29 protein-coding genes and 1 riboswitch are annotated in these 25505 nt (G+C 74.4%); of the genes, 13 read left to right on the top strand and 16 right to left on the bottom strand.

Going from position 1 to position 25505, the window contains the following annotated elements; all coding sequences use genetic code 11:
• Positions 1–55: 55 nt before the first annotated feature.
• Positions 56–838, top strand: a complete 783-nt coding sequence (locus ACQEVB_RS10510; protein WP_432968194.1) for a helix-turn-helix domain-containing protein — start codon at positions 56–58, stop codon at positions 836–838.
• On the opposite strand, the gene ACQEVB_RS10505 is transcribed toward ACQEVB_RS10510, so the two are convergent.
• Positions 828–1208 (bottom strand): VOC family protein, encoded by a 381-nt coding sequence (locus tag ACQEVB_RS10505; RefSeq protein ID WP_432968191.1) that lies wholly within the window; start codon positions 1206–1208, stop codon positions 828–830. The two genes, ACQEVB_RS10510 and ACQEVB_RS10505, sit on opposite strands and share 11 nt — an antisense overlap.
• Positions 1209–1256: 48 nt before the next feature.
• Positions 1257–2093 carry an alpha/beta fold hydrolase gene (locus ACQEVB_RS10500; RefSeq protein WP_432968189.1) on the bottom strand — a complete coding sequence of 279 codons (837 nt, stop codon included), beginning with the start codon at positions 2091–2093 and terminating at the stop codon, positions 1257–1259.
• A 75-nt stretch (positions 2094–2168) separates the two neighbouring features.
• On the opposite strand from ACQEVB_RS10500, the gene ACQEVB_RS10495 reads away from it, so the two are divergent.
• On the top strand, positions 2169–2804 hold the full coding sequence (locus ACQEVB_RS10495) for a TetR/AcrR family transcriptional regulator C-terminal domain-containing protein (RefSeq protein ID WP_432968186.1): 636 nt from the start codon (positions 2169–2171) through the stop codon (positions 2802–2804).
• Here the strand turns inward: ACQEVB_RS10495 and ACQEVB_RS10490 are convergent.
• On the bottom strand, positions 2768–6283 hold the full coding sequence (locus tag ACQEVB_RS10490; protein ID WP_432968183.1) for a cobaltochelatase subunit CobN: 3516 nt from the start codon (positions 6281–6283) through the stop codon (positions 2768–2770). The two genes, ACQEVB_RS10495 and ACQEVB_RS10490, sit on opposite strands and share 37 nt — an antisense overlap.
• Positions 6284–6316: 33 nt before the next feature.
• Positions 6317–6427, bottom strand: a riboswitch (cobalamin riboswitch).
• 61 nt (positions 6428–6488) lie between these two features.
• Between ACQEVB_RS10490 and ACQEVB_RS10485 the strand changes: the two genes are divergently transcribed.
• From ACQEVB_RS10485 to ACQEVB_RS10475, 3 genes are read left to right on the top strand one after another with little or no spacing between them, the layout of a single operon-like run.
• Complete coding sequence (locus ACQEVB_RS10485) at positions 6489–7487, top strand: precorrin-3B synthase (RefSeq protein ID WP_432968180.1); 999 nt, start codon at positions 6489–6491, stop codon at positions 7485–7487.
• Positions 7484–8095 carry a precorrin-8X methylmutase gene (locus tag ACQEVB_RS10480; RefSeq protein ID WP_432968177.1) on the top strand — a complete coding sequence of 204 codons (612 nt, stop codon included), beginning with the start codon at positions 7484–7486 and terminating at the stop codon, positions 8093–8095. Before ACQEVB_RS10485 ends, ACQEVB_RS10480 begins: the two co-directional genes overlap by 4 nt.
• Positions 8092–9615: a precorrin-2 C(20)-methyltransferase gene (locus ACQEVB_RS10475; protein ID WP_432968174.1), complete on the top strand. Its 1524-nt coding sequence runs from the start codon at positions 8092–8094 to the stop codon at positions 9613–9615. Before ACQEVB_RS10480 ends, ACQEVB_RS10475 begins: the two co-directional genes overlap by 4 nt.
• Here the strand turns inward: ACQEVB_RS10475 and ACQEVB_RS10470 are convergent, their stop codons facing one another.
• From ACQEVB_RS10470 to ACQEVB_RS10450, 5 genes are all read right to left on the bottom strand, one after another.
• A complete protein-coding gene (locus ACQEVB_RS10470) occupies positions 9616–10347 on the bottom strand; it encodes a cobalt-precorrin-6A reductase (protein ID WP_432968171.1) in 732 nt (243 codons plus the stop codon).
• Positions 10338–11078: a cobalt-precorrin-4/precorrin-4 C(11)-methyltransferase gene (locus tag ACQEVB_RS10465; RefSeq protein WP_432968168.1), complete on the bottom strand. Its 741-nt coding sequence runs from the start codon at positions 11076–11078 to the stop codon at positions 10338–10340. Before ACQEVB_RS10465 ends, ACQEVB_RS10470 begins: the two co-directional genes overlap by 10 nt.
• 143 nt (positions 11079–11221) lie before the next feature.
• On the bottom strand, positions 11222–12424 hold the full coding sequence (gene cbiE / locus ACQEVB_RS10460) for a precorrin-6y C5,15-methyltransferase (decarboxylating) subunit CbiE (RefSeq protein WP_432968165.1): 1203 nt from the start codon (positions 12422–12424) through the stop codon (positions 11222–11224).
• Complete coding sequence (locus ACQEVB_RS10455; protein WP_432968162.1) at positions 12421–12828, bottom strand: pyridoxamine 5'-phosphate oxidase family protein; 408 nt, start codon at positions 12826–12828, stop codon at positions 12421–12423. Before ACQEVB_RS10455 ends, cbiE begins: the two co-directional genes overlap by 4 nt.
• A 5-nt stretch (positions 12829–12833) precedes the next feature.
• Complete coding sequence (locus ACQEVB_RS10450; protein ID WP_432968159.1) at positions 12834–13739, bottom strand: EamA family transporter; 906 nt, start codon at positions 13737–13739, stop codon at positions 12834–12836.
• Positions 13740–13788: 49 nt separating this feature from the next.
• Here ACQEVB_RS10450 and ACQEVB_RS10445 point away from each other — a divergent pair, with 49 nt between their 5' ends.
• A complete protein-coding gene (locus tag ACQEVB_RS10445) occupies positions 13789–14286 on the top strand; it encodes a MarR family winged helix-turn-helix transcriptional regulator (RefSeq protein WP_432968156.1) in 498 nt (165 codons plus the stop codon).
• A 103-nt stretch (positions 14287–14389) separates the two neighbouring features.
• A complete protein-coding gene (locus ACQEVB_RS10440) occupies positions 14390–14917 on the top strand; it encodes a hypothetical protein (protein ID WP_432968153.1) in 528 nt (175 codons plus the stop codon).
• A 9-nt stretch (positions 14918–14926) separates the two neighbouring features.
• On the opposite strand, the gene ACQEVB_RS10435 is transcribed toward ACQEVB_RS10440, so the two are convergent.
• Complete coding sequence (locus ACQEVB_RS10435; protein WP_432968151.1) at positions 14927–15613, bottom strand: helix-turn-helix transcriptional regulator; 687 nt, start codon at positions 15611–15613, stop codon at positions 14927–14929.
• A 107-nt stretch (positions 15614–15720) separates the two neighbouring features.
• Between ACQEVB_RS10435 and ACQEVB_RS10430 the strand changes: the two genes are divergently transcribed.
• Together ACQEVB_RS10430 and ACQEVB_RS10425 are read left to right on the top strand one after the other, a co-directional pair.
• A complete protein-coding gene (locus ACQEVB_RS10430; RefSeq protein ID WP_432968148.1) occupies positions 15721–16236 on the top strand; it encodes a DUF2231 domain-containing protein in 516 nt (171 codons plus the stop codon).
• Between the two features lie 2 nt (positions 16237–16238).
• On the top strand, positions 16239–16667 hold the full coding sequence (locus ACQEVB_RS10425; RefSeq protein ID WP_432968145.1) for a hypothetical protein: 429 nt from the start codon (positions 16239–16241) through the stop codon (positions 16665–16667).
• On the opposite strand, the gene ACQEVB_RS10420 is transcribed toward ACQEVB_RS10425, so the two are convergent.
• Together ACQEVB_RS10420 and ACQEVB_RS10415 are read right to left on the bottom strand one after the other, a co-directional pair.
• Positions 16664–17602 carry an asparaginase gene (locus ACQEVB_RS10420; protein WP_432968142.1) on the bottom strand — a complete coding sequence of 313 codons (939 nt, stop codon included), beginning with the start codon at positions 17600–17602 and terminating at the stop codon, positions 16664–16666. The two genes, ACQEVB_RS10425 and ACQEVB_RS10420, sit on opposite strands and share 4 nt — an antisense overlap.
• A complete protein-coding gene (locus ACQEVB_RS10415; RefSeq protein WP_432968140.1) occupies positions 17599–18786 on the bottom strand; it encodes an amidohydrolase family protein in 1188 nt (395 codons plus the stop codon). The genes ACQEVB_RS10420 and ACQEVB_RS10415 overlap by 4 nt, the downstream gene beginning before the upstream one ends.
• A gap of 53 nt (positions 18787–18839) precedes the next feature.
• Between ACQEVB_RS10415 and ACQEVB_RS10410 the strand changes: the two genes are divergently transcribed.
• Complete coding sequence (locus ACQEVB_RS10410) at positions 18840–19718, top strand: CAP domain-containing protein (RefSeq protein WP_432968137.1); 879 nt, start codon at positions 18840–18842, stop codon at positions 19716–19718.
• Here the strand turns inward: ACQEVB_RS10410 and ACQEVB_RS10405 are convergent.
• From ACQEVB_RS10405 to ACQEVB_RS10395, 3 genes are read right to left on the bottom strand one after another with little or no spacing between them, the layout of a single operon-like run.
• Entirely contained in the window at positions 19694–20248 is a 555-nt protein-coding gene (locus ACQEVB_RS10405; RefSeq protein WP_432968134.1) for an HXXEE domain-containing protein, read from the bottom strand. The two genes, ACQEVB_RS10410 and ACQEVB_RS10405, sit on opposite strands and share 25 nt — an antisense overlap.
• Entirely contained in the window at positions 20245–20415 is a 171-nt protein-coding gene (locus tag ACQEVB_RS10400; protein ID WP_432968131.1) for a hypothetical protein, read from the bottom strand. The genes ACQEVB_RS10405 and ACQEVB_RS10400 overlap by 4 nt, the downstream gene beginning before the upstream one ends.
• Positions 20412–21746: a PLP-dependent aminotransferase family protein gene (locus tag ACQEVB_RS10395; RefSeq protein ID WP_432968128.1), complete on the bottom strand. Its 1335-nt coding sequence runs from the start codon at positions 21744–21746 to the stop codon at positions 20412–20414. The genes ACQEVB_RS10400 and ACQEVB_RS10395 overlap by 4 nt, the downstream gene beginning before the upstream one ends.
• An 86-nt stretch (positions 21747–21832) precedes the next feature.
• Here ACQEVB_RS10395 and ACQEVB_RS10390 point away from each other — a divergent pair, with 86 nt between their 5' ends.
• Positions 21833–22630 carry an alpha/beta fold hydrolase gene (locus tag ACQEVB_RS10390; protein ID WP_432968125.1) on the top strand — a complete coding sequence of 266 codons (798 nt, stop codon included), beginning with the start codon at positions 21833–21835 and terminating at the stop codon, positions 22628–22630.
• A gap of 27 nt (positions 22631–22657) precedes the next feature.
• On the opposite strand, the gene ACQEVB_RS10385 is transcribed toward ACQEVB_RS10390, so the two are convergent.
• Positions 22658–23362, bottom strand: coding sequence for a TetR/AcrR family transcriptional regulator (locus ACQEVB_RS10385; protein WP_432968122.1), 705 nt, complete (start codon positions 23360–23362; stop codon positions 22658–22660).
• Between the two features lie 42 nt (positions 23363–23404).
• On the opposite strand from ACQEVB_RS10385, the gene ACQEVB_RS10380 reads away from it, so the two are divergent.
• A complete protein-coding gene (locus ACQEVB_RS10380) occupies positions 23405–24334 on the top strand; it encodes an ATP-binding cassette domain-containing protein (RefSeq protein WP_432968119.1) in 930 nt (309 codons plus the stop codon).
• Positions 24331–25125, top strand: coding sequence for an ABC transporter permease (locus ACQEVB_RS10375; RefSeq protein ID WP_432968116.1), 795 nt, complete (start codon positions 24331–24333; stop codon positions 25123–25125). The genes ACQEVB_RS10380 and ACQEVB_RS10375 overlap by 4 nt, the downstream gene beginning before the upstream one ends.
• On the opposite strand, the gene ACQEVB_RS10370 is transcribed toward ACQEVB_RS10375, so the two are convergent.
• Positions 25122–25505: a VOC family protein gene (locus ACQEVB_RS10370; RefSeq protein ID WP_432968113.1), complete on the bottom strand. Its 384-nt coding sequence runs from the start codon at positions 25503–25505 to the stop codon at positions 25122–25124. The two genes, ACQEVB_RS10375 and ACQEVB_RS10370, sit on opposite strands and share 4 nt — an antisense overlap.

Genomic DNA, 25505 nt, shown 5'->3' with positions numbered 1-25505 from the left:
ACGATCAGCGCCTTCTCGCGTGGGACGTGATCACCACTGGTGGTAGTTTCTCACCGTGCTCGCGCTGCACCTCGCGGCTCCGCCGGAGGTCGTCAACGTCGGTGTGGGCATCCACGGCCTCCGCGCGCAGCGCGAGACCTTCCGGCTGCCCGACCTGTGGCAGCTGCACCTCTACGGCTACTCGGCCGAGCTGACGGTCGGCGGTGTCCGGTACCCCGTCGCGCCCGGGTACGTGTCGCTGGTGCCGGCCGGCACCCCGGTGGAGTTCGCCTACCGCGGCCGGTCGGAGCACCTGTACGCGCACTTCCGGCCGGTCCCGACCGGCGAGCCGACCCCCGTGCCCGTCGCCCAGGACGCCGGGGTCGCCGCGCCCGCGCTCACCGACCTGTTCCGCTCGGCGCTGCAGGCCGCGCCGTCCGGTTCGGCGCGGACCGCCGCCGAGGTGTGGACCGTGCTGTGGCGCATCGCCGACCTCGCCGCGCGCAGCACCGGCAGCGACCACCGGCATCCCGCGGTGGCCACCGCGATGGCGCACGTCGAGGCGAACCTGGCGCAGCCGCTCACCGTCCCGGAGCTCGCGCGGCTGGCCGGGGTGTCGCACAACCACCTGACCCGGCTCTTCCGCGCCGAGACCGGCGACACCGTGATCGCGTGGATCCGCGGCCGCCGGCTGGCCCGAGCCCGGCACCTCCTCGTCTCCTCGACGCTGTCGATACCGGCGATCGCGCTGTCCGTCGGCATCCCGGACCTGCAGGCCTTCAACAAGGCCTGCCGCCGCGAGCTCGGCGCCTCCCCGCGCGCCGTGCGTGCCGATCTCAGGGGCAGTGTCAGCGCTTGAACTCCTGCACGGACCACCCGTTGCCGTCGGGGTCGGAGAAGAACGCGAACCGCGAACCCGGTGCGCCCTCGGGGCCGAGCTGAAGGACCTCGCTGATCGGGACGCCGCGCTCGGCCAGCTCGGCGCGGACGGCGTCGATGTCCTGCACGACCAGCTGCGGGCCCTTCGTGGTGCCGGGCTCGCCCAGCGGCATGCCCTCGCCGATGACGACCGAGGTCGGCGAGCCGGGCGGGGTCATCTGCACCACGCGCATGCCCGGAGCGGGCGTCATGTCGTGGTCGAGCCCGAAGCCGACCTGCTCGACGTAGAACGCCTTCGCGCGGTCGACGTCGCTGACCGGGATGCCGATGACCTCGAGCTTCATCTCCATGACGACTCCTCCGTCGCGGGGCCGGTGGCTCCGGCCGATGGGAGAACTCTAACAGAACGGAACATTCCGGTCCAGTGTTTCCGCCAATGTCTTCGCGAACGCGCGCGGCTGGACGAGATCGCCGTTGTGCCCGCCGGGGAACGCGACGAGCTCACGGCCGAGCAGCCCCGCCAGCTCGACGGCGGCCCGCCGGTCCAGCACGTGCTCGGGCGTGTCCGCGCCTGCTGCCGCCACCACCGGCACCTGGATCCCTGCGACGTCCGCACGCGTGAGCCCGTCCTGGCGGGCCGCAGGGATGTCCACGGCGAGGAAGTGCTCGAAGTCGGCGCGGCGGTGCTCGGCGAACGGCGAGCCGAGCTCCACGCCGGGCTCGGGCCGCTGCCGCGCGGGGTCGATGCCGAGGATCGGGCCGATGGCGCGGATCGCGGCCGTCCAGCCCTGGTCGGCGTACACCGCCTCCACCGAGGCCAGCTCGGCGCGCAAGCGGTCGGCATCGGGCTCGGGAAGCAGGCCGGGCGCGACCGGTTCGTGGGCCACCAGCCCGGCGAGCAGGTGCGGCCGCTCGGCCGCGAGGTGCAGGCCGATCACCGCCCCGTACGACAGGCCGGCCATCAGCACCGGACCGTCGGCGACGGCTGCGATCAGCCGCGCCGCGTCGTCCACGTGCGTGGCCATCGACACCGGCGCGGCGGGGTCGTCGACCGGGCTGCCACCGAGGCCGCGCCGGTCGTAGCTGACGACGGTGAACCGGTCGGCGAGCAGCGCGACCAGCGGCGCGGCCCGGTCGATGCCGCCTTCGCCGCTCTGCCCGAGCAGCAGCATCGGGCCGCAGCCGTCGACGCGGTGGCGGATGCGGGCACCGGGGACAGTGAGCAGATCGGACACGAGAGTCTCCTGAACGTCGTTCTGTTATCGATGAACGATGTTCAGTAGACGCTGAACGGTGTTAGCCTGTCAACCGTGGCCCTCAGTCCCGACCGGATCGTCACCGAAGCGCTGGACCTGCTCGCCGAGACCGGCGTCGACGGGCTGGGCATGCGCCCGCTCGCCGCCCGCCTCGACGTCCGGCCGTCGGCCCTGTACTTCCACGTGCGCGACAAGCAGCAGCTGCTCGACGCGATGGCGGCCCGCATCCACGCGGCGTCGCTCGCCGACCTGGAGCTGCCCGCCCCCGGCGTGACCTGGGACGACTGGCTCGCCGAGCGGGCCAGGACCCTGCGCAGGGCGCTACTGGCCCATCGGGACGGGGCGCGCGTGTTCGCCGGCTCCGACGTGCGCGACGCGGCCGGGCACCGCGCGCTCGAGCTGACCCTGCGCACGCTCACCGCCGCCGGGTTCCCGCCGCGAGCCGCCGCGCGGTCCTACCCGGCGCTCTACCACTTCACCATCGGGTTCGTGATCGAGGAGCAGACCCGCACCGGGCCGGCGGCCGAGATCGACGTCGCGCGGTTCCCGCTGGCCGCGGCCGCCGTCGACGACCTGTTCGACCCCGACCCCGACGTCGCGTTCGAGGCGGGCCTCTCGGTCGTCATGGACGGGCTGCGGGCGCAGCTCGCCGCTCACTCCCCCTCGAGGTCGCCCTCGGTCTCGAGGTAGGCCTGCCGCAGCGCGGCGAGCGTCTCCGGCTCCGGCGACTCCCACAGGTTGCGGTCGACCGCCTCCAGCAGCCGCTCGGCCATGCCGTGCAGCGCCCACGGGTTCGACTCCTGCAGGAACTTGCGGTTGTCGGGGTCGAGCACGTACTCGCTGGTCAGCTTCTCGTACATCCAGTCGGCGACGACGCCGGTGGTGGCGTCGTAGCCGAACAGGTAGTCGACGGTGGCCGCCATCTCGAACGCGCCCTTGTACCCGTGCCGGCGCATGGCCTGGATCCAGCGCGGGTTCACCACGCGGGCGCGGAACACCCGCGCGGTCTCCTCGTGCAGGGTGCGGGTCTTCACCGACTCCGGCCGCGTCGAGTCGCCGATGTAGGCCTCCGGTGAGCGGCCGGTCAGCGCGCGGACCGTCGCGATCATGCCGCCGTGGTACTGGTAGTAGTCGTCGGAGTCGGCGATGTCGTGCTCGCGGGTGTCGGTGTTCTTCGCCGCCACCGCGATCCGCCGGTACGCCGCCTCCATCGCGCCCCGCGCGGGCACGCCGTCGAGGCCGCGGCCGTAGGCGTACCCGCCCCACGTCGAGTAGACCTCGGCGAGGTCGGCGTCGTCGCGCCAGTTGCGCGACTCCATCAGCTGCAGCAACCCGGCCCCGTACGTGCCCGGCTTGGAGCCGAAGATGCGCATCGGGCGCTCCTCGCCGGAGGCCTTCACGAAGTTCTGCTCCGCTGCCTCGTCGAGGCCGGCGACCAGCTGCACCGCGTCGTCCAGCAACGCCAGGACGTGCGGGAACGCGTCACGGAAGAAGCCGGAGATGCGCACAGTGACGTCGATGCGGGGGCGGCCCAGCTCGGCGAGGTCGATCACCTCCAGGCGCGTGACGCGCCGGCTGGCCTCGTCCCAGACGGGGCGCACGCCGAGCAGCGCGAACACCTCCGCGACGTCGTCGCCGGACGTGCGCATCGCGCTCGTGCCCCACACCGAGATGCCGACGTTCTGCGGGTAGGCGCCGTCGTGGTCGGCGCGGTAGCGCTCGACGAGCGACTCCGCCATCGCCTGCCCGGTCTCCCAGGCCAGCCGGCTGGGCACGGCCTTCGGGTCGACGGAGTAGAAGTTGCGCCCCGTCGGCAGGACGTTGATCAGCCCGCGCAGCGGCGACCCGGACGGGCCGGCCTCGATGAACCCGCCGTCGAGGGCGTGCAGGATCTGGGAGATCTCCCGCCCCGTCCCGTTCAGGCGGGGCACGACCTCGGTTGCGGCGAAGCGCAGCACGTCGCCGGCCGGGCCGGCCGGCGCCGCGGCCGGGTCCCAGCCCGCGTCCTCCATGGCGGCCACCAGGGCATGGGCCTGCGCCTCCACCTCGTCGACGCGGGCCTTCGGGGCGTCCTCCGCCAGGCCCAGCGCCTCCCGCAGGCCGGGCAGGCTCTGCTCGCCGCCCCACATCTGCCGGGCGCGGAGCATGGCCAGCACGAGGTCGACGCGGGCGGCTCCGGTGGGCGCGACGCCGAGCACGTGCAGCCCGTCGCGGATCTGGACGTCCTTGATCTCGCACAACCACCCGTCGACGTGCAGGAGGAAGTCGTCGAACCGCTCCTCCTCCGGCCGCTCCGACAGGCCGAGGTCGTGGTCGAGCTTGGCCGCCTGCATCAGCGTCCAGATCTGCTGGCGGATCGCGGGCAGCTTGGCCGGGTCGAGCGCGGAGATGTTGGCGTGCTCGTCGAGGAGCTGCTCCAGGCGCGCGATGTCGCCGTAGGTCTCGGCGCGGGCCATCGGCGGGATCAGGTGGTCGACGAGCGTGGCGTGCGCCCGGCGCTTGGCCTGCGTGCCCTCGCCCGGGTCGTTGACGAGGAACGGGTAGATCAGCGGCAGATCACCGAGCGCCGCGTCCGTGCCGCAGGACGCGCTCATGCCCAGCGTCTTGCCGGGCAGCCACTCCAGGTTGCCGTGCTTGCCCAGGTGCACGATCGCGTCGGCGCCGAAGCCGCCCTCCTCGACCGGCGCGGCCACCCAGCGGTAGGCGCCCAGGTAGTGGTGCGACGGCGGGAGGTCGGGATCGTGGTAGATCGCGACCGGGTTCTCGCCGAACCCGCGCGGCGGCTGCACCATCAACGTCACGTTGCCGGCCTGCAGCGCGGCCACCACGATGTCGCCCTTGTCGACGAACAGCTCGCCGGGGGCCGGCCCCCAGTGCTCCTCGACGCCGTCGCGGAAGTCCTGCGGCAACCGCTCGTACCAGCGGCGATAGGTCTCGGCGGAGATGCGGACCGGGTTGCCGGCCAGCTGCTCCTCGGTGAGCCAGTCCGGGTCCTGCCCGCCGGCGGCGATGAGCTCCTTCATCAGGTCGTCGCCGTGTTCGGGCAGGTCACCGACGGTGTAGCCGGCGTCGCGGAGTGCCTGCAGCAGGGCGATCGCACTGGCCGGGGTGTCCAGGCCGACGGCGTTGCCGATGCGCGCGTGCTTCGTCGGGTACGCGCTCAGCATCAGCACGATGCGCTTCTCGGCGTTCGGGATGTGCCGCAGCCGGGCGTGCCGCACCGCGATCCCCGCCACCCGCGCCGCGCGCTCGGGGTCGGGCACGTACGTGGAGAGGCCGTCGGCGTCGAACTCCTTGAACGAGAACGGCACCGTGATCAGCCGCCCGTCGAACTCGGGGACGGCGACCTGCGTGGCGACGTCGAGCGGGGAGAGCCCGTCGTCGTTGTCGGCCCAGTCGGCGCGGCTCGTCGTCAGGCACAGGCCCTGCAGGATCGGCACGTCCAGCGCGGCCAGCTCGGCGACGTCCCACGCCTCGTCGTCACCGCCCGCCGCGGCCGTCGCCGGCTTGGTGCCGCCCGCCGCGAGCACGGTGACGACCATGGCGTCGGCGGTGCGCAGCACGTCCAGCAGCGCGGGTTCGGCGGCGCGCAGCGAGGCGCAGTAGACGGGCAGCGGGCGCGCGCCGGCATCCTCCAGCGCGGTGCAGAGCGCCTCGACGTAAGCGGTGTTCCCGGCCAGCTCCTGGGCGCGGTAGTAGAGCACCGCGACCGTGGGGCCGTCGACGGCGCGGGCATCCCGCTCCAGGATCCCCCAGGTCGGCAGCGCGACGGGCGGGGCGAACCCGCGGCCCGTCAGCAGCAGGGTGTCGGTGAGGAAGGCGTGCAGCTGAGCGAGGTTCTCCGGCCCGCCCTGCGCGAAGTAGGTGTGCGCCGCCGCGGCCACCCCCGCCGGGACCGTCGACTGCTCCATCATCTCGGCATCGGGCGACTGCTCGCCGCCCAGCGCCACCAGCGGCACCCCCGCGGCCTGCAGTGCGGCGAGCCCGTCCTCCCACATGCGGCGGCCGCCGAGGATCCGGACGATCACGACCTCGGCGCCGTCGAGCAGCGCGGGGAGGTCGTCGACGAGGAGGCGGGCCGGGTTCGCGAGGCGGTACGGCGCCCCCGAGGCGCGCGCCGACAGCAGATCGGTGTCCGAGGTGGACAGGAGGAGGATCGTGGGGTCCACGCTCGGCACCTTCCTCGGGATCCGCGTCCCGGGTCACGGTCGACGGCGAGGGGCAGTGTCTGGCTCCCCCGGGACGGGGTCACAGTGGCGGGACCGCGCCGGACTCGCACCGGCTTCCTGGCTCCGCTCGCCGTATGAGGTTGTGTCGGATCGAAGCTGCACTGTAACCCGCCGGGCCGCCGGCGCACTGACCTACAGTGACGCGGTGCCCGCCCGCGCCGAACCCGACGCCTGCCCCGGCGTCTTCGCGCCGCACCCCGCCGCCGACGGGTGGGTCGCGCGCATCCGGCTGCCCGGCGGCGCGATCAACTCGGCGCAGCTGCGGATCGTCGCGCTGATCGCCGAGTTCTTCGGCGACGGCAGCGTCCACCTGACCTCGCGGGGCAACCTGCAGGTCCGCGGCCTCGGGGACGACCTGGCGCCGGTGATCCTGCGGCTGCGCGCGGCCGGGTTGCTGCCGTCGGAGACGCACGAGCGGGTGCGGAACATCCTCGCCACCCCGCTCGCCGGCCTCCCCGCCGCCGAGCTGGACCGGGCGATCTGCGACCGCCCCGCGCTGGCCGCCCTGCCCGGCCGCTTCCTCTTCGCCCTCGACGACGGCCGCGGCGACGTCGCGGCCGAGGAACCGGACGTCTGCTGGCAGGCCGGACGGGTCCTGCTCGCCGGCGAGGACGCGGGCGTCGAGGACGCGGACCCGGTGCGGTCGCTGATCGCGGCAGCGGAGGCGTTCCTGGAGGTGCGGTCGACGGAGTGGCGGATGCGGGAGCTGCCCGCCACCGCACGGTCGGTGGTGGCCCGTTCGTTGCAGCGAAGCCACCTTCGAGCAAGTGGCCTTGCCGCAACCCTCGAGCCCCGCCACCTCGTCGTCGCACCCCTCCTCGGCGAGCTGACCGCCTCCGCCGTCCGTGCCGTCGCCGACGCTGCTCAGAGGGCCGTCGTCACGCCGTGGCGGACGATCCTGTTGATCGAACCCGAGTGGGTCCCGAGCGAGGTGCCGATCGATCCGGCGCTCGCGAGGGTCAGCGCCTGCGTCGGCCGGCCGGGATGCGCGAAGGCACTGGCCGACGTCCGCGCCGACACCCGTGCGGCCTGGGCCGAGGGGCGGCTGCCGGACGGGCGGGTGCACGTGTCGGGCTGCGCGCGCCGCTGCGGGGCACCGCGCGGGGAGCACATCGAGTTCGTGGCAGGAGAGCGCTACTTGTGAGGGACTACGTCCGCGACGGCGACGAGATCTACCGCCGCTCGTTCGCCACCATCCGCGCCGAGGCGGACCTGTCGCCGTTCCCGCCGGACGTGGCGCAGGTCGTCGTGCGCATGATCCACGCGTGCGGGCAGGTGGATCTGGCCGCGGACGTCGCGTTCTCCCCCGGCGTCGTCACAGCGGCCCGGAAGGCGCTGCAGGCCGGCGCGCCGATCCTGTGCGACGCGCGCATGGTCGCGTCCGGCATCACCGCCGCCCGGCTGCCCGCCGGCAACGAGGTGATCTGCACGCTCGGCCAGCCCGCACCCGACATCGGCAACACCCGCTCCGCGGCCGCCGTCGAGCTGTGGCGGCCGCACCTCGACGGGGCGGTCGTCGCGATCGGCAACGCCCCCACCGCGCTCCTCCACCTCCTCGACATGATCGACGGCGGCGCGCCGCGGCCCGCCGCGGTCGTCGGGATCCCGGTGGGGTTCATCGGGGCGGCCGAGTCGAAGGCCGACCTGGCCGCCACCGACCTGGAGTTCCTCGTCGTCCACGGGCGCCGCGGCGGCTCGGCGATCACGGCGGCCGCGGTCAACGCGCTGGCCGCGGAGAAGGAGATCCTGTGACGGGCCGCTTGTACGGGGTCGGCGTCGGACCCGGCGACCCCGAGCTCGTCACGATCAAGGCTGCGCGGCTGATCGGCGCGGCCGACGTGATCGCCTACCACTCCGCCCGCCACGGCCGCTCGATCGCGCGCCGCATCGCCGAGCCGCACCTCACGCCAGGACAGATCGAGGAACCGCTGGTCTACCCCGTCACGACGGAGACCACCGACCATCCGGGCGGCTACCAGGGCGCCATCGACGAGTTCTACGCCGAGGCCGCCGCGCGGCTGGCCGCGCACCTCGACGCCGGCCGCGACGTCGTCGTCCTCGCCGAGGGCGACCCGCTCTTCTACGGCTCGTACATGCACATGCACAAGCGGCTCGCGCACCGCTACCCGACGGAGGTCGTGCCCGGCGTGACGTCGATCAGCGGCGCGTCGGCGGCGCTGGGGCAGCCGCTGGTGGAGCGCGACGAGGTGCTCACCGTGCTCCCCGGCACGCTGCCGCGCGCGGAACTGGCCCGCCGGCTCGCCGACACGGACTCGGCGGCCGTGCTCAAGCTGGGCCGGACGTTCCCCGACGTCGCCGGGGCCGTCGCCGACGCCGGCCGCGAGGGCTTCTACGTCGAGCGCGCCACGATGGACGGGCAGCGCACCAGCCGGCTCGCCGACGTCGACCCGGACTCGGTGCCGTACTTCGCGATCGCCTTGTTGCCCGGGGCGGTCGCCGCTTCGATCCCGTCAGACGTCGAGCGCGTGTCGACGGGCGGAGAGGTGGTCGTCGTCGGCACCGGCCCGGCGGGCCGCGACTGGCTCACCCCGCAGGTCGCAGCCGTCCTCGCCGAGGCCGACGACCTCGTCGGCTACGGCCCGTACCTCGACCGCGTGCCGCCCAACCCGCGCCAGACCCGGCACGCCAGCGACAACCGCGTCGAGGCGCAGCGGGCCGCGCACGCGCTGGACCTGGCCGCCGCCGGGCGCACGGTGGCCGTCGTGTCCGGCGGCGATCCGGGCGTGTTCGCGATGGCGGCGGCCGTGCACGAGGTGGCGGCGCAGGAGAAGTACCTGGGCGTGCGGGTGCGGGTGCTGCCGGGGGTGACCGCGTCGAGCGCGGTCGCCGCGGCCGTCGGCGCGCCGCTGGGGCACGACCACGCCGTGATCTCGCTGTCGGACCGGCTCAAGCCGTGGGAGGTCGTCGCCGAACGGCTGGTCGCCGCGGCGCAGGCCGACCTGGCGATCGCGATCTACAACCCGCGCTCCAGCGCCCGCCCGTGGCAGGTGGGCGCCGCCCGGGACCTGCTGCTGGAGCACCGCGCCCCCGACACCCCGGTCATCCTGGGGCGGGACGTGGGCGGCGCCGGCGAGCGCGTCACGATCACGACGCTGGCTGAGCTGGACCCGGAGCAGGTGGACATGCGCACACTGGTCATCGTCGGCTCGAGCACGACCCGAGTGGTGCACCGCGCTGACGGCCCCGCGGTCTACACCCCCCGCGCGGTACGCGTCGAGAACGAACTTACGGTGATCAACAAGCCCTGTTGATCACCACAACTTCGTTCTCGACGGGGTGGTGGCCCGGACCCACCGCGCCGCTTCCGCCACCGTCGGCACTCCGGACGGGCCCGGCGGGCGGGCCACCAGCACCACCGCCACACCTTCCGCCCGGGCCGCCTCCAGCTTCGCCTCCGTCGCGCTGCCGCCGCTGTCCTTCGTGACGAGCACATCGATGCGGTGCTCGCGCAGCAGCGCCCGCTCCCCGTCGACGGTGAACGGGCCGCGGTCCAGCAGCACCTGCATCCGTGCAGGCGCGGGCCCCGACGGGGGGTCGACCGCGCGCACGAGGAACCACTGCGGGCACTCGGCGAACACGCGCAGGTTCTGCCGCCCGGTCGTCAGGAACACCCGGTCGCCGGTCAGGGCGGCCGCCGCCTCCTCCAGTGAGGCCACGACCGTCCACGCCGGGTCGGGCGGGAAGCCGGGCCGGTCCAGCCGCAGGTACGGGACGCCGGCACGCTCTGCCGCGGCAACCGCGTGCGCTGTCATCTGCGCCGCGAACGGGTGCGTGGCGTCGACGATCGCATCGATCTGCTCGTCGCGCAGCCACGCGACGAGTCCCTCGACCCCGCCGAACCCGCCGATCCGCACCTCCCCCGGCAGCGGCGCGGGCGCGCGCACCCGGCCGGCCAGCGACGTGATCACGCGGAACTCGCCGACCAGCTCCCCGGCCAGCTCGCGCGCCTCCGTGGTGCCGCCGAGGATCAGGACTACCGGCATCGGGCGTCCGAGTACAGGTGGCTGTCCGGGAACTGCGCGGCGGCCAGCGCCGGCCCGACCACGATCACGGCCGCCATCGTTATCCCGGCCTCCCGGACGGCGGCGGGCAGCGTCGAGAGCGGCCCGCGCAGCACGACCTCGTGCTCCCGGCTCACCGACGCGACGACGGCTGCGGGCGCGTCCGGGCCGTGGACGTGCTCGATCGCGGCGACCACCTCGTCGATGCGGTGCACCGACAGGTGCAGCACCAGCGTGCCCGCCGCAGCGGTGAGCTGAGCCAGCCCCTCCGCGGACGGCATGGGCGTGGCCAGCGCCGATATTCTCGTCAGAGTGACGGTCTGGGCGATGGTGGGCACCGTCAGCTCCCGCTGCAGCACCGCGGCCGCGGCGGCGTAGGCGGGCACCCCGGGGCACAGGTCGTACGGCACGCCGGCCTCGTCGAGCCGGCGCATCTGCTCGGCCAGCGCGGAGAACACCGACAGGTCGCCCGACGCCAGCCGCGCCACGTCGAGCCCGTCGGCGTGCGCGGCCACCATCTCGTCGACGATCTGGGAGAGCGACAGGTGCGCCGTGTCGACGAGCCGCGCGCCGGGCGGGCAGATCGCGAGCATCTCCGGCGGCACGTAGGTGCCGGCGTAGAGGCAGACCGGGGAGGCGGCGATCAGGTCCCGTGCGCGCAGGGTGAGCAGGTCGACAGCGCCGGGACCGGCGCCGATGAAGTGCACGGTCACGGTGCAGTCGTACCACCCGCCCCGCGAGTCGTGGTTCTCGTGAGGCCGAGATGTGGAAATGGCGACACGGCGTCCGGCGCGGAATCCACATCTCGCCGTGCCGATTTCCACGACTCGCCGACGCGGTTTCCGCGACTCGCGGGTTACGGGACGGTCGTGCTCCAGATCGTCACGGGCATGGCCGGGCGCCAGCCCGTGAACTCGCCGAGGGGTCCGGACCGCGCCACGGACATCCGCACGAGCTGCCCGCCGTGCGCGGTGTGCGCGGCGGCGAGCACCGCCTCCGTCTCGACGGTGACGGCGTTGGCGACGAGCCGCCCGCCCGGGCGGAGCGCGGCGAGGCAGGCGGGCAGCACGCCGTCGCGGGTGAGGCCGCCGCCAACGAAGACCACGTCCGGTTCGGGGAGGCCGCTCAACGTCTCCGGGGCCCGCCCGACCACGACCCGCAGGCCCGGCACCCCGAGCGCGGCGGCGTTCGTGCTGATCCGCGCGGCCCGCTCGGCGTCCTGCTCGATCGCGACGGCCGCGCAGGCCGGGTGCGCGCGCATCCACTCGATGCCGATCGAGCCGCAGCCGGCGCCGACGTCCCACAGCAGCTCGCCGGGCCGCGGGGCCAGGTGCGCGAGGGTGACGGCGCGGACCTCGCGCTTGGTGAGCTGCCCGTCGTGGGCGTAGGCGTCGTCGGGCAGCCCGGGCGTCTCGCCGAGCCCGGAGTCGCCGCGGCACACCAGGGCGACGAGGTTGAGCGGGTCGACGGGCTCGGCCCACTTCTCGGCCGTGCCGTCGACGCGCCGCTCCGCGGGCCCGCCCAGCTGCTCCAGAACCGTCATCTCCGACGCGCCGAACCCCGCGTCGACGAGCAGCGCCGCGATCTCGGCCGGGGTACCGGCACCGGCGGAGAGGACGATGATCCGCCGGCCACCGGCGAGCACCCGGCGCAACCGGTCGAGCGGCCGCCCGACGACCGTGACGATCTCGACGTCCTCGACCGCCCACCCGAGCCGCGCGCACGCCAGCGACACCGACGACGGGTGCCCGAGCACGGTGACGCGGTCGGCGCCCAGCACCCGCACGAGCGTGCCGCCCAGACCGTGCAGCATCGGGTCCCCGCTGGCCAGCGCGACGACCCGGCGGCCGGCGAAGCCGTCGAGGAACCCGGCGAGCCGCGGCAGCATCGGCGACGGCCAGGCGACCGGCTCGGCTGTGGTGCGGCCGGCGACGAGGTCGAGCTGCCGCCGCCCGCCCAGCACGACCTCGGCGTCGACGATCGCGGCGCGGGCCGCGTCGGTGAGCCCGGCCCAGCCGTCGGCGCCGATGCCGACGACGATCACTGGCTCGTCCGTCATCGCACGCTGCCCAGCAGCTGGTCGATCGCGATCTCCAGCACCGCCCGCTCTGGGTTCGGTCGCGGCACCCGGTACCGCTGCGCGTAGCGTCGCTCGGCCTCGGCGACCGCCTCGCGATCGGTGCGCACGCGCGCCAGCCCCTGCAGCGTCGACCAGCGGCGACGGCCGTCGTGGCCGGTCACCGACGCCCGGGCGCCGGCGTCACCGTGCGCCAGCACGTTGCGGATCTTCTTCGACGTGCGGCTGGCGATCACCCTGGCCAGCCCCGAGTCGAGGTCCACCGTCACCCCGACGGCGACGACGTGCGGGGTGCCGTCGGGCGAGACCGTGCCGAGCAGGCAGACCCGGCGTTCGGTCCAGAACTCGCGGAACTCGTCGGACGTCTCGGCCAGCGGGTTGCCCATACCGGTCATTGTCGGCACACGGACACGGCCGGAGCCGGCCGCACACGCCCGAACGTGGGCGCGGCCACACGACCAGGTGCCGGGATCTGCCCCAGCACGACCGCTCCGACGGCCAGCGCGAACCCGGCCAGCTGCACCGCGGTGAGCGACTGGCCCAGGACCGCCCACCCCAGCAGCGTGGCCATCAGCGGCGACAGCAGCCCGAGCAGCGACACCGCGGTGACCGGCAGCTTCTCGACCCCGCGGAACCACAGCGCGTACGCGACGAGCGTGCCGGGCACGGCGAGCCACGCGAACCCGGCGATCGCCGTGCCGTCCAGCGCCGGCGGCAGCCCCTCCACCAGCAGCGTCACCGGAACTTGCAGCAGTCCACCCGCGGCGAGCTGCCAGCCGGTGAACGCCAGCAGCGGCACCGGCCGTCCCCAGCGCTTGGTGAGCACCATGCCCGTCGCCATCGATGCCGCACCGGCGAGCCCGGCGACGAGACCGAGCCCGTCGAGCGCGGCGGCGGGCCGCAGCACCACCATCGCCACCCCGACCGCGCCGGCGACCGCCCACCCGAGCCGCCACCGGGTCGGCCGCTCGCCGAGCAGCCCGAACGCCAACGCCGCGACGACCAGCGGCTGCGCGGCGCCGAGAGTGGCGGCGACCCCGCCGGGCAGCCGGTACGCCGAGACGAACAGCAGCGCGAAGAAGCCGCCGATGTTGAGCGCGCCCAGCACGAACGCCCGCCACCACCAGTGCCCGCGCGGCAGCGTCCGCATCATCGCGACGACGAGCAGGCCGGCCGGGAGCGCCCGGACGGTCGCGTCGAGCAACGGACGGCCCGGCGGGAGCAGCTCGGTCGTGACCAGGTACGTGGTGCCCCAGACCAGCGGGGTGAACGCGGTGAGCGCGACCGTCCGGTACATGTCCAACCCTCATCTCAACGTTGAACTCTTCAATGCTAAGATAACACACGTGGAACCGGAACGCGATGCCGTCGACGTGATCCTCGAGCAGTGGCGCCGGGAGCGCCCCGACCTCGACCCCGGCCCGATGGGGGTGTTCGGGCGCCTCTCCCGGGCGTCCCGGCAGCTCGACCGCAGGCTCGGCGAGAACTTCGCCCGCTTCGACCTGCAGCACTGGGAGTTCGACGTGCTGGCCACGTTGCGCCGCGCCGGCGCGCCCTACCGCCTGACGGCCGGGGGCCTCGTCGAGAGCTCCATGGTCACGTCGGGGGCGATCACCAACCGCATCGACCGGCTGGTCGCCCGCGGCCTGGTCCACCGCGAGGTCGACCCGGCCAACCGGCGCTCGGTGCTCGTCACGCTCACCGCGGACGGGCTCGCGCTCGTCGACCATGCGGTCGCCGCGCACGTCCGGCATGAGGAGGCGCTGCTCGCCGGGCTGTCCGCGGACGACCGCGCACAGCTCGTGCGCCTGCTCCGCGCCCTGTCCCGCAGCCTCGACGCCTGATCTTGGTCCCTTCGGCCCAACGATGCCGGCACTCGCCGCGCGGCACCGACCCCCGGGCGACGGACGCCGTGCCGGCGGGCAACCCTGAGGGACGGTGGAGCCCATGCGCTCCCCACGCCTGCGCTCCCCGCTGCTCGTCCTCGCCGCGATCGCGGCAGGCGTCCTCGTCGGTCTCGTCGTGACCGGCCGCTTCAGCGCGCCCGCCGCGCCACCACCCCAGGTCACCCAGACGGCGGCGACGGGCCACTCCGGCCACGGCTCCGGCAGCCCCGAGCTGTGGGCGGTGCAGAGCGGCCCGCTCGGCGTCGTCGCGACCGACGGCGCCGGCCGCCTGCTCTACCGCTCCGACGCCGACTCGGCGAGCCCGCCCGCCAGCCACTGCACCGACGCGTGCACCGACACGTGGAAGCCGATGCTCCTGCCGTCCGGCCAGCAGCCGGAGCTGCTCGGCGTCGAGAAGAGCAAGGTCGGGCAGGTCGGCCGCCCCGACGGCACCGTGCAGCTGACCCTCGCCGGCTGGCCGCTCTACTACAACGCCACCGATGAGCCCGGCTTGACGAGCGCCGGCCACAACGGGCAGAACGGCTGGTCGGTGATCACCCCGACCGGCGGGAAGGCCCCGACCGGCTGAGCGCTGCTGTCAGAGGGCCGCCCGCAGCTCCACGCAGCACTCGCCGGCCTGCGGGTCCAGCACGGCATCGACGGTCGTCGCATCGAGGCCGGCGAGGACGCCGGAGAAGAACCCGTGGTTGATGCCGCAGACGAGCTCGGGTGCGGCGGCTGCCAGCGGGTGGAAGGGGCAGTTGCGCAGCCGCACGCAGGTCGGTGACGTCCTGGCCGGCTCGAACCCGTTCTGCTCCGCAACCGTCGACGCCGCGGTCAGCGCGCGCTCGGCGCCCAGCCGGCCGGGCCGCAGCTCGGCCCGCGCGGCCGCCCCCAGCTCGGCGCCGTGGTCACGGGCGACGCGCAGTGCCGCCTCCCGCGCGGTCTCCCCCTCGCGTTCGGTGAGGACGGCGTCGACGAGGATGCCCGCCAGCACGTCGTGCTGGCGCTGCGGGATGGTCACCCGCAGGTCGTCCGCCACCGGCTCGTAGACCTTCGGCCGCCGCCCGACCTTGCGGACGCCGTCCCCCGACGCGAACCGCGCCTGCAGCACCCCGGCGTCGACGAGCTTGTCGAGGTGGAACGCCGCGAGCTTGCGCGAGATCCCCACGGCCGCGGCGGCCTCGTCGCGGCTCACGGGGCGGCGCATGCGCCGGATGAAGGAGAACATGCCGTGCCGCAGCTCGTCGTCGAGCGCGGCCACGGCCTTGATCGCGCCTCGCATCCGTTCACGTTAACGCCTACCCGATGAGGTTTAAAACCGCTCTTGACGGGGTAGCCGCGATAAGACCAAACTTTCTTGGCAAATGCAGCGTCGCATGGAGGTCGCCGATGACCGGTCAAGCGCAGCAGGCGAAACGTCCGGTGTCGGCGCTCATCGCCGGCCCGTACGGGCATCCCTTCCACCCGATCCTCGTCACGGTGCCGATCGGCTGCTGGATCGCGAGCCTCGTGTTCGACGTTGCCTCGCAGTTCGTCGACGCACCGGCGTTCCTGGCCACCGGCTCGGTGTGGCTGATCGCGATCGGGGTGCTCGGCGCGCTGGCCGCGGCCACGGTCGGCTTCCTCGACCTGTTCGCGATCCCGACCGGCACGCCGGCCTTCCGCACCGCGCTGGTGCACATGAGCCTGAACCTGCTGATCACGGTCGCGTACGCCGGCAACTTCCTGTGGCGGCGGGCGGACCAGGTGGCGCCGGTTCCGGTGGGCCCGCTCGTGCTCGCGGCCGTGAGCGTCGCCGCGCTCGGCGTGTCGGGCTACCTCGGCGGCAAGCTCGCCTACCACTACGGCGTCCGGGTCGCCGACGAGGCGACCCAGGCAGAGGGTTACCGATCCGAGGAGAACTGATCATGGCCGTAGCCGCGCTGATCTCGTGGGTGCTCACCGCAGGGGGTGGGCTGTTCATGCTGGGCACGTGGATCGCCAAGGGCGGCGTGCGCGAGCCCCGCAGCACCCACCTCCCACCCGCGGTCATCTTCGGGCACTTCGGGCTCGCCGCCGCGGGACTGGTCCTGTGGATCGTCCACCTCGTCGCGGGTGGCGCGACGCTGGCGTGGATCGCCTTCGTGCTGCTCCTGCCCGTCGCGGCGCTCGGGTTCGTCATGCTCCTGCGCTGGATCCCGACCTACCGCGGTGCCGCCGTGACCGCGGGCGGCGGCGGGACGGCCGCGAGCGCTCCGCCCGAGCGGAGCTTCCCGGTCGCCGTCGTCGGGGCGCACGGCGTCCTCGCCGTGGTCACCCTGGTGCTCGTGCTGCTCTCGGCACTCGCGGCCGCCTAGCCCGCCGGCTCGATCTGCCCCACCGGCTCGCCGTGGCCGAGCACCGGGACCGAGCCGAAGGACCCCAGGTCGGACTCGCCGAGCGCGCGCAGCGCCGCCGCGACGACCACCGGCAACGGGCGGAGCGCCCCGTCGAGCACCTTGACGACGAGCGCCCGCCCGTCCGGCAGCGCGGCGGCGAACACGCCCTCGGCGCCGACCTTCCCGATCGCCCCGGGCACGGTCGCGGCCAGCTCCACCTCGAGCCGCCCGGTGCCGGACACCCACCACGGGTTCGCGCGCATCGCCGCCCCGACCCGCCCTTCCGGGGTGTCCTTGCCCAGCGCGCCGATCCGGGCGAACGCCCTGGCCAGACCCGCCACCGTGCAGGAGAACAGCGGTGCACCGCACCCGTCGATCGTCGAGACGAGCGGGTCGCCGTCTCCGGTCAGCTTGCCCACGGCGGCCCGGACGGCGCGCTGCAGGGGATGACCGGGGTCGAGGTAGCGGGTGCGGTCCCAGCCGGCGGCGACGCACGTCGCGAGCATGGCCGCGTGCTTGCCGGAGCAGTTCTGCGCGATCGACGCCGGGCCGTGCCCCTCGGCGCGCCAGTGGAAGGCGGCCTCGTCGCCCCACGGCACGGTCGGCGTGTTGCGCAGGTCCGACTCGTCCAGGCCGGCGCCGGCCAGGATCTTCCGCACCCCGGCGCGATGTCCGGCCTCCCCGGAGTGGCTGGCCGCGGCCAGCGCGAGCAGCTCCCCGTCCAGGTCGAGGCCGTTCTCCAGCATCGCGACGGCCTGCAGCGGCTTGAGCGACGAGCGCGCGAGGAACGTGACGTCGGGGTCGCCGATCGACCACACGATCGCCCCGGACGCGTCCAGCGCCACGGCGTGCCCGTGGTGCTCCGACTCGACGAACCCGCCGCGCACCACGCGTGACAACAGCCCGGGGTTCACGCCGCCACCCGCCCGGCCGCCACGACCATGCGCACGTCGGTGAGCCGGTCGAGCTCGTCGACGGGATCCCCGTCGACGACGAGCAGGTCGGCGGCCAGTCCCGGCGCCAGCCGGCCCGTCACCGCGCCCAACCCGAGCGCGTCCGCGGCCCCGGACGTGGCCATGTCGAGGATCTCCGCCGCCGAGAAGCCGAAGTCGCGGTGGCGGCCCAGCGCCGCCGGCAGCGCGTCGAACGGGGAGAGCCCGGCGTCGGTGCCGGGCACCACCCGCACCCCGGCCTCCGCGAGCCCGCGCACACGGCTCATCAGGGCGAACGCACGCTCGTCGTCGCCGATCAGTGCGCCGAGCCGGCGCCAGTCGGCGCTGCTGCCCGTACAGGCGACGATGCCCCGGCCGGCCATGTCGGCGACGACCTCGGGCCGCTGGTCGCTCGTGCCCGGCCCGTTCATCCACGTGCAGTGCTCCACCGTCGCCACCCCCGCGGCCACGGCGTCGGTGATCGACTGCGTGCCGTGCGCGTGCGCGGCTACGCGCAGCCCGTGCCGCGCCGCCTCCTCGACGACGAGGGCGAGCTCGGCGCGGTCGAACTGGCTCTCCCACATGGTCGCGCCGCCCGTGGTCGACTGCCCGCCCGACGCCATCACCTTGATCAGGTCGACCCCCGCGGCGGCGTGCTCGGCGATGCGCTCGGCGATCTCCACCGGCCCGTCCACGACGCCGCCGAGCACGTGGCAGTGCCCGCCGGGCGGGGTCAGCGGGGCGCCGGCCGCGAGGACCCGCGGGCCCGGCACGGTGCCGGCCGCGATCGCGTCCCGCACGCGCAGCGCCAGGTAACCGCGGTCGCCCAGGTCGCGGACGGTGGTGACGCCGGCCCCCAGCAGCGTCGCCGCCGCCCGTCGCATCGCGGCCTCCAGCGTCGCGTCGTCGTCCTCGCGGGCGGCGCGGAACGGGTCCCGGCCCGGCTCCAGCGCCAGGTGGACGTGCCCGTCGACGAGGCCGGGCAGCAGCGTGGCGTCGGGATGATCGTGGTGCACGGTGCCGGGCGGCGCTGCGGCCTCGACCTCCGCGCGCCGGCCGACGGCAGTGATCGTGCCGTCGACGGACAGGACGGCGCCGTCGTCGATCCGGTCGGTGACGGGGCCGCGCAGGATCGTCCGCGCGGACACCAGCAATGCGGTACTCACGTCCGCATCGTGCCGCACGGGAACCCGGACGGAGGGACCCACGTTCACGGCTCGTGGCGACCGACCTCGTCCCCGGTGCGGTCATCGCGATGCCCGGGCCCGCCGTGGACGTCTCGATCACCGGCCCGTACGACGTATCGGCGCTGGTCGTGGGCGCCGACGGGCTCGTCGCGACCGACGCCGACCTGGTCTTCTACAACGCCCCCGACGCCCCCGGCGTGCGCCTGTCCGGCACGCGGCTCGCCGTGCGACCTGCCCGGCTGCGGCGCGGCGCGGAACGCGTCGTCGTGGTGGCGTCACCGGACGTGCCCGGCACCCCGCTCGGCCGGCTACCCGCACCCGCCGTGAGCTTCGCCGACGAGCGCGGCCGCGCGTTCGCCCGGTTCGTCGTGCCCCGGCTGTCCACCGAGACGGTGCTGCTCGTGGCCGAGGTCTACCGCCGGGGTGACGGCTGGCGACTGCGGGCCGTCGGGCAGGGCTACGCCGACGGCCTCGCCGGGCTCGCCCGCGACTTCGGCGTCGAGGTCGACGACGACGGCGAGCCGGACGACGCCCGCTGCGCCGCGGTCGTCACGGCCACGAACGCCGAACGGGCCCGGCACCGGCTGCCCCCGCTCACCGTCGACGCCCGGCTGGCGGCGGCCGCGCGCCGGCACAGCGCCGACATGGTCGCCCGCGGCTTCTTCGCCCACACCGACCCCGACGGCCTGGGCGTCGACGCCCGCGTCCGCGCGGCCGGGTACTCCTACCGCGTCGTCGCGGAGAACATCGCCGCAGGTCAGCCTGACGCGGCGACGGTCGTAGACGCGTGGATGCACTCGCCGGGCCACCGCGCCAACATCCTCCGTCCGGAGGTCACGCAGATCGGCGTCGGCATCGCGACGGGCGGCATCGGCATCCACTGGACTCAGGTCTTCGCCACCCCGCTGTAGCGGCGCACGCTCCGGGCGAGGCGGACGATCAGGCTCGCGGCGCCCTGTGCCCCGCCGATCGACAACGGGACCAGCAGCAACGCGGACGCGGGAAGCGGCGCCGGCTCTACCCCTGCCTTGCGCAGCTGCCGGCGCGCCCACCACGTGAACGGCAGGACGACGGTGGGCGCGGTGCCGAGCCCGGGCGTGTAGCCACCCGTCACGGCGGCGCCGGCCAGGTGCGGGACGACGGCGTGGGCACCGAACCCGAGGAGTGCCGCTTGGAAGAAGGGGCTGCGCCCTTCCGTGCGCTCACCGGCCGCAGCCGCGGCCGCTACGAGGCCGCCCATGAGCGCGATCGCGACGGCGGTGTGCGTCTGATCAGGTGCGAGCCGGTCCCACGCGGCGTCCGGCACCGACGGGAACCGCCGTCGCAGCCGCGGTCGCGCACGCTCGATCCAACGCGGGATCGTCACGAGCTCCTCGGCGTCGTGCAGGACCCAGGCGGCGAACAGCCCCCACGTCACGCTCCGGGGCAGCCGCCGGGTCACGGGGTGCGTCCCAACAGCCGGGACCCGTACGAGCTGGTCAGGATGCGGCGGAAGCCGAGCCGCTCGTAGAGCGCGATCACGGCGGTGTTGTCGGCGGTGGCGGCTCGGGGAAGCGCGGCCACGTACGGGTGGGCCCGGGCGCTGGCGACGCGGACGACGCGACTCATTCCGTGCCGCCTTCGTCCCCGGGATTGCCGCGGGCCAGGGTGGCGAGCGTGGCGAGCGACTCCGTGAGCACCGGCAGCGACGGCACCGCGAGCGCGAGCCGGACGGCGTTGGGTGCGTGCGCCGGCCCGATCGCGAACGCCGCGGCAGGGGTGATGCCGATGCCGGCGCGGGCGGCGGCCGCGACGAACGTCTCCGCCCGCCAGGGCGCCGGCAGCTCCCACCAGCAGTAGTACGAGTGCGGGTCGGCGCGCACCGTGAACCCCGCGAGCTGCTCGGCGACGATGCCCTGCCGCACGGCGGCGTCCGCCCGCTTGGCCTCCTCGAGCCGGCGCAGCGTGCCGTCGTTGATCACCCGCGTGGTGGCCTCGACGGCGAACGTCGGCGCCATCGCACCGGCGGCGCGCAGCGCCCCGGCCACGCGCCCGACCATGGCCGGCGGCGGCACCACGTACCCGACGGAGAGGCCGGGGGCGAGCCGCTTGCTCAGGCTGTCGACGACGACCGCGCGCTCGGGCGCGAACGCGGCGAGCGGCGCCGGAGCATCGACGGCGAGGAAGGCGTTGATCAGATCCTCGATCACGACCAGGTCGAGCTCGGCGGCGACCTTCGCCAGCTCGACCCGCCGGGCCGCCGACATCGTCACGCCCAGCGGGTTGTGGTGGGTGGGTTGCAGGTAGAGCGCCGACAGCGGGCCGGCGGCCGCGACGGCGTCGGGCCGCAGCCCCTCCTCGTCGACGGCGAGCGGCACGAACTGCACGCCGAGCCGCTGGCCGATGCCGCGGACCACCGGATAGGTCAGGGCCTCCACCCCGAGCCGGCCACCGACGGGGACGAACGCGCTGATGGCCGTCGAGATGGCCTGCTTGCCGTTGCCGGCGAACAGGATGCACTCGGGCGCGGGCGTCCAACCCGACCGAGACAGCGCCGCCGCGGCCGCAGCCCTGGCTCCCGGTGTGCCGGCGGCGAGCGGTGCCCGCAGCCCGGCCCCGAGCGACTCCGGGCGCAGCATCCCGTCGAGGGAACGCGCGAGGAGCACGGCCTGACCGGGCAGGACGGGGAAGTTGAGTTCCATGTCGACCCGGGTGCGCGCCGGCTCGACGGCACCACGGCGCACGTCGGAGTCGCCGGCGCGGACGAACGTCCCCCGGCCCACCTCGCCGACGACGAGCCCGCGCCGGGTCAGCTCGCCGTAGACGCGTGAGGCCGTCGAGACCGCGACGCCGCGGTCACGGGCGTAGCGCCGCTGCGTGGGCAGCCGCTCGCCGGGGCGAAGCCGGCCGGACGCGATGTCGGCAGCCAGGGCGTCCGCGAGCACCCGGAAGTCGTCCACCGCATTGCTCCGATGCCATTGTCGGTATTGCTCTCACCATCTTGCACCGCGCATGCTCGGGGAGTCAATCAAGGGAGGAGAGCGAGATGCACACGATCGACCGGCCCGGGGGCACCCTCGCGTTCCACGACCGCGGTCACGGTCCGGCCACCCCGGTGCTCCTCGTGCACGGCATGCCGTTCGACCACACCATGTGGCGCGACCACGTCGACCGGCTGGCCCGGCAGCGCCGCGTCCTCGTCGTCGACCAGCGCGGGTTCGGCGCGAGCGCCGGACCGCCTGCGCACTTCGGCGGGTACGCCGACGACCTGGCCGCACTGCTGGCCGACCGGCAGGTGGGCCCTGCCGTGATCGTCGGCTTCTCGATGGGCGGGCTGGTGACGCTCGACCTGCAGCACCGCTATCCGCAGCTCGTGGCCGGCCTGGCACTGGTCGACACCTCCGCCGGGCCCGACCCGGACCCGGTCGCGCGCCACGCGCTGGCCGACCGCATCGAACGCGAGGGCATGGATCCCTACACCGTCGAAAACCTGTACCGAATGATCCGACCTGATTGCTCCGAGAACGTCTCGGGGCACGTGCTGACGATGATGCGGGACTCCGACCCGTCGGGCGTGGCAGCTGCCCACCGCCTGCGCGCGGACTGCCCGGACCACCGCGACCGGCTGCCCGGGATCGCGGTGCCCACAGCCGTCGTCGTCGGTGCCGATGACGACTTCACCCCGCTCCCCGTCGCGCACGAGCTGGCGCGGATCCCCGGCGCCGAGCTGACGGTCGTCGAGCAGGCGGCGCACATGCCGCCGGTGGAGCAGCCCGCGGTGTTCGCGGCCGCGCTCGACCGCCTCCTCGCCCGCGTGGACCGCTCGGCCTGCTCAGCGGCCTGACCCACCCCGGCCGGACCACGACTCGGTTCACGCCAGGTAGGCGGCCACCCCGTCGAGGATGCGGTCGAGGCCGTAGCGGAAGAGGGCGTCGCGGTCGGCGGCCGGGTCGGGGCCGGCGGCGAAGGCGCCGGCCGCCACCGCGCGGACCACGGCGGGGAACCGCTCCTCGTCGAGGAACCGGGCCAGCACGTCGTCGTAGACGCCGACCGCCTCGGTGGCCGTCTCGATCGCGTGGAACGTCGTGTCACCGACGACGTGCGCGTTGATCAGCAGCGTCGTCTCGACCTTCTCGGACTCGGTTAGCGCCGTGGGCGCCAGCGCCTGCAACGCCGCTTCCGCCCACAGCAGGTGACTGGGGGTGGCCGGGGCGCCGAACGTCGACAGCGTCTGCACGTACCAGGGGTGGGCGCGGATCCGCGCGAGCGACGCCCACGCCCAGCGTTCGGTGTCGGCCCGCCAGTCGCCGGTGGCGGCGAGCTCGGGCGGCGGCGGTCCCATCGCGCGGTCCTGCATGTGCAGCACCAACTCGTCCTTGTTCGCGACGTGCCGGTAGAGCGCCATCGGTGTGAAGCCGGTCCGCTTGGCGACGCGACTCATCGACACCGCACCCAGCCCTTCGGCGTCGGCGATCTCGATCGCGGCCGCGACCACGCGGTCGAGCGTGAGGCCGGTGCGGGGCACGGCTCCCGGCACGGCCGTCCAGACCGCCTCCAGCGGCGTCGACTCGGTCATCGGTGTTGATCCTACACTCGGTGTATGTCATATACTTCGTCTATGGCATACACAATTGCTGTCGAGGGGTTGCGCAAGACCTACGGCGCCACACCCGTGCTCGACGGAGTCGACCTCCACGTCCCGCGCGGCGGGGTCCACGCGCTGCTGGGCCCGAACGGCGCCGGCAAGTCCACGACCGTCAAGATCCTCACGACGCTCGTCGCGCCGTCCGGCGGCCGGGCCGTCGTCGCCGGCCACGACGTCGTCGCCGATCCCGCGGCCGTTCGCCGCGCCGTGAGCCTCACCGGCCAGTACGCGGCCGTCGACGAGGTGCTGACGGGCCGCGAGAACCTGGTGATGATGGCGCGGCTGCGGCACGCCGGCCGGTCCGCCGCCCGCGAGACGGCCGAGCGCCTCCTCGCCCGGTTCGACCTGGTCCACGCGGCCGACCGCGCCGTCGGCACCTACTCGGGCGGCATGGCGCGGCGGCTCGACATCGCGTTGAGCCTCGTCGGCGATCCGCAGGTGCTCTTCCTGGACGAGCCCACCACCGGGCTCGATCCGCGCAGCCGCCGCGACGTGTGGACGGCCGTCGAGGAGCTGGCCGGATCCGGCGTCACGGTGCTGCTGACCACCCAGTACCTGGAGGAGGCCGACCAGCTGGCCGAGCGCGTCACGGTGCTCGCCGGCGGCCGGGTCGCGGCCGAGGGGACACCCGACGAGCTGAAGTCGCGGATCGGCGGGGAGACCGTTCAGCTGGTGCTGTCCGACGTCGGCGCGCTGGCCGCCGCCTGCGCCGCCCTCGACGGGCAGGGCCGGATCGACGAGTCCGGCATGTCCCTGCACGTGACCACGGACGGGAGCGCCGGCGCGGTCCGCGATCTGCTGCAGCTGATGGCGGCGCGGGACGTGCCCGTCGACCGGGTGGCCGTGCACCGCCCGACGCTCGACGACGTGTTCCTCGCCCTCACCGAGCAGGTCGCGGCATGAGTTCCCCTACCCGCCCCGGCCCTCCTCCGTCGGGCCTTCCATCCCCCGCGATCGAGGTCGCCACCCTCATCGGGCGCAGCGTCCGGCACACCGCCCGCAGCATCGACGGCACCGCCGTCGCCATCGTGCTGCCGGTGCTGATGCTGTTCACGTTCGTCTTCGTGTTCGGCGGCGCGATGCAGACCGGCACCGACTACCTCACCTACGTCGTGCCGGGGATCATCGTGCTCTGCGCGGCGCACGGCTCGGCCATGACGGCGACGTCGGTGAACCACGACCTCGCCACGGGCATGGTCGACCGCATCCGCTCGCTGCCGGTGCTCGGCGCGTCGCTGCTGATCGGGCACGTGGTGGCGGGCGTGCTGCGCAACCTCGTCTCGGCCGCCGTCGTGGTGGTCGTGGCCGTGCTGATCGGGTTCCGGCCCGCCGCGACACCGCTGGGCTGGGTGCTCGCGGCGGCGCTGCTCGCCTTGTTCATGGCGGCCTTCGGCGCCGTGTCGGCGGCGTGGGGGCTGCTGGTGCGCGGGCCGGAGGCCGCCGGCGCGATCGCCTTCGTGCTGCTCTTCCTGCCCTACGTGAGCAGCGCGTTCGTCCCGACGGGGACGATGCCGGAGGTGCTGCGCGGGTTCGCACAGGCGCAGCCGATCACCCCCGTGGTGGAGACGCTGCGCGCCCTGCTGCTCGACCGGACCGTCGGTGACGCGGGCGTCCCTGCTCTGCTGTGGTGCATCGGCCTGCTGATCGCCGGGATCGCGGCGTCCGGCCGGCTCTTCCGCCGCCGCACGAGCTAACCCCACTTCGCGAGCGCGTCCTCCGTAACGGGCGTGAAGAGGTTGACCAGCGTCCCGTCGGGATCGCGGAGCAGCAGCGACCGGTTGCCCCACGGCATGGTCGTGGGCGGGGCGACGACCTGCACGTGCTCCGCGAGGCGCGTGTACTCGGCGTCCACGTCGTCCACCAGGAACTCGATGATCACGCTGTGGTTGGCCGCCGGTCGGGCCGTGCTCGGAGCGACGGTGCGGGTGCTGCCGATCGCCAGGACGAACGTCGGCGTCCTGATCTCCGCGAAGTCCGGGGTGGCCCAGGTGGCGGTCAGCCCGGCGATCTGCTCGTAGAACACGACAAGCCGGGCGACGTCCTCGGTGATGATGCGCAAGGAAGAGATGGTCAT

The sequence above is a fragment of the Pseudonocardia sp. CA-107938 genome (assembly GCF_050936315.1).
Lineage (GTDB): Bacteria > Actinomycetota > Actinomycetes > Mycobacteriales > Pseudonocardiaceae > Pseudonocardia.
The sequence above is the reverse complement of the archived record's forward strand: the minus strand, read 5'-3'. Positions and strand labels throughout refer to the sequence as shown.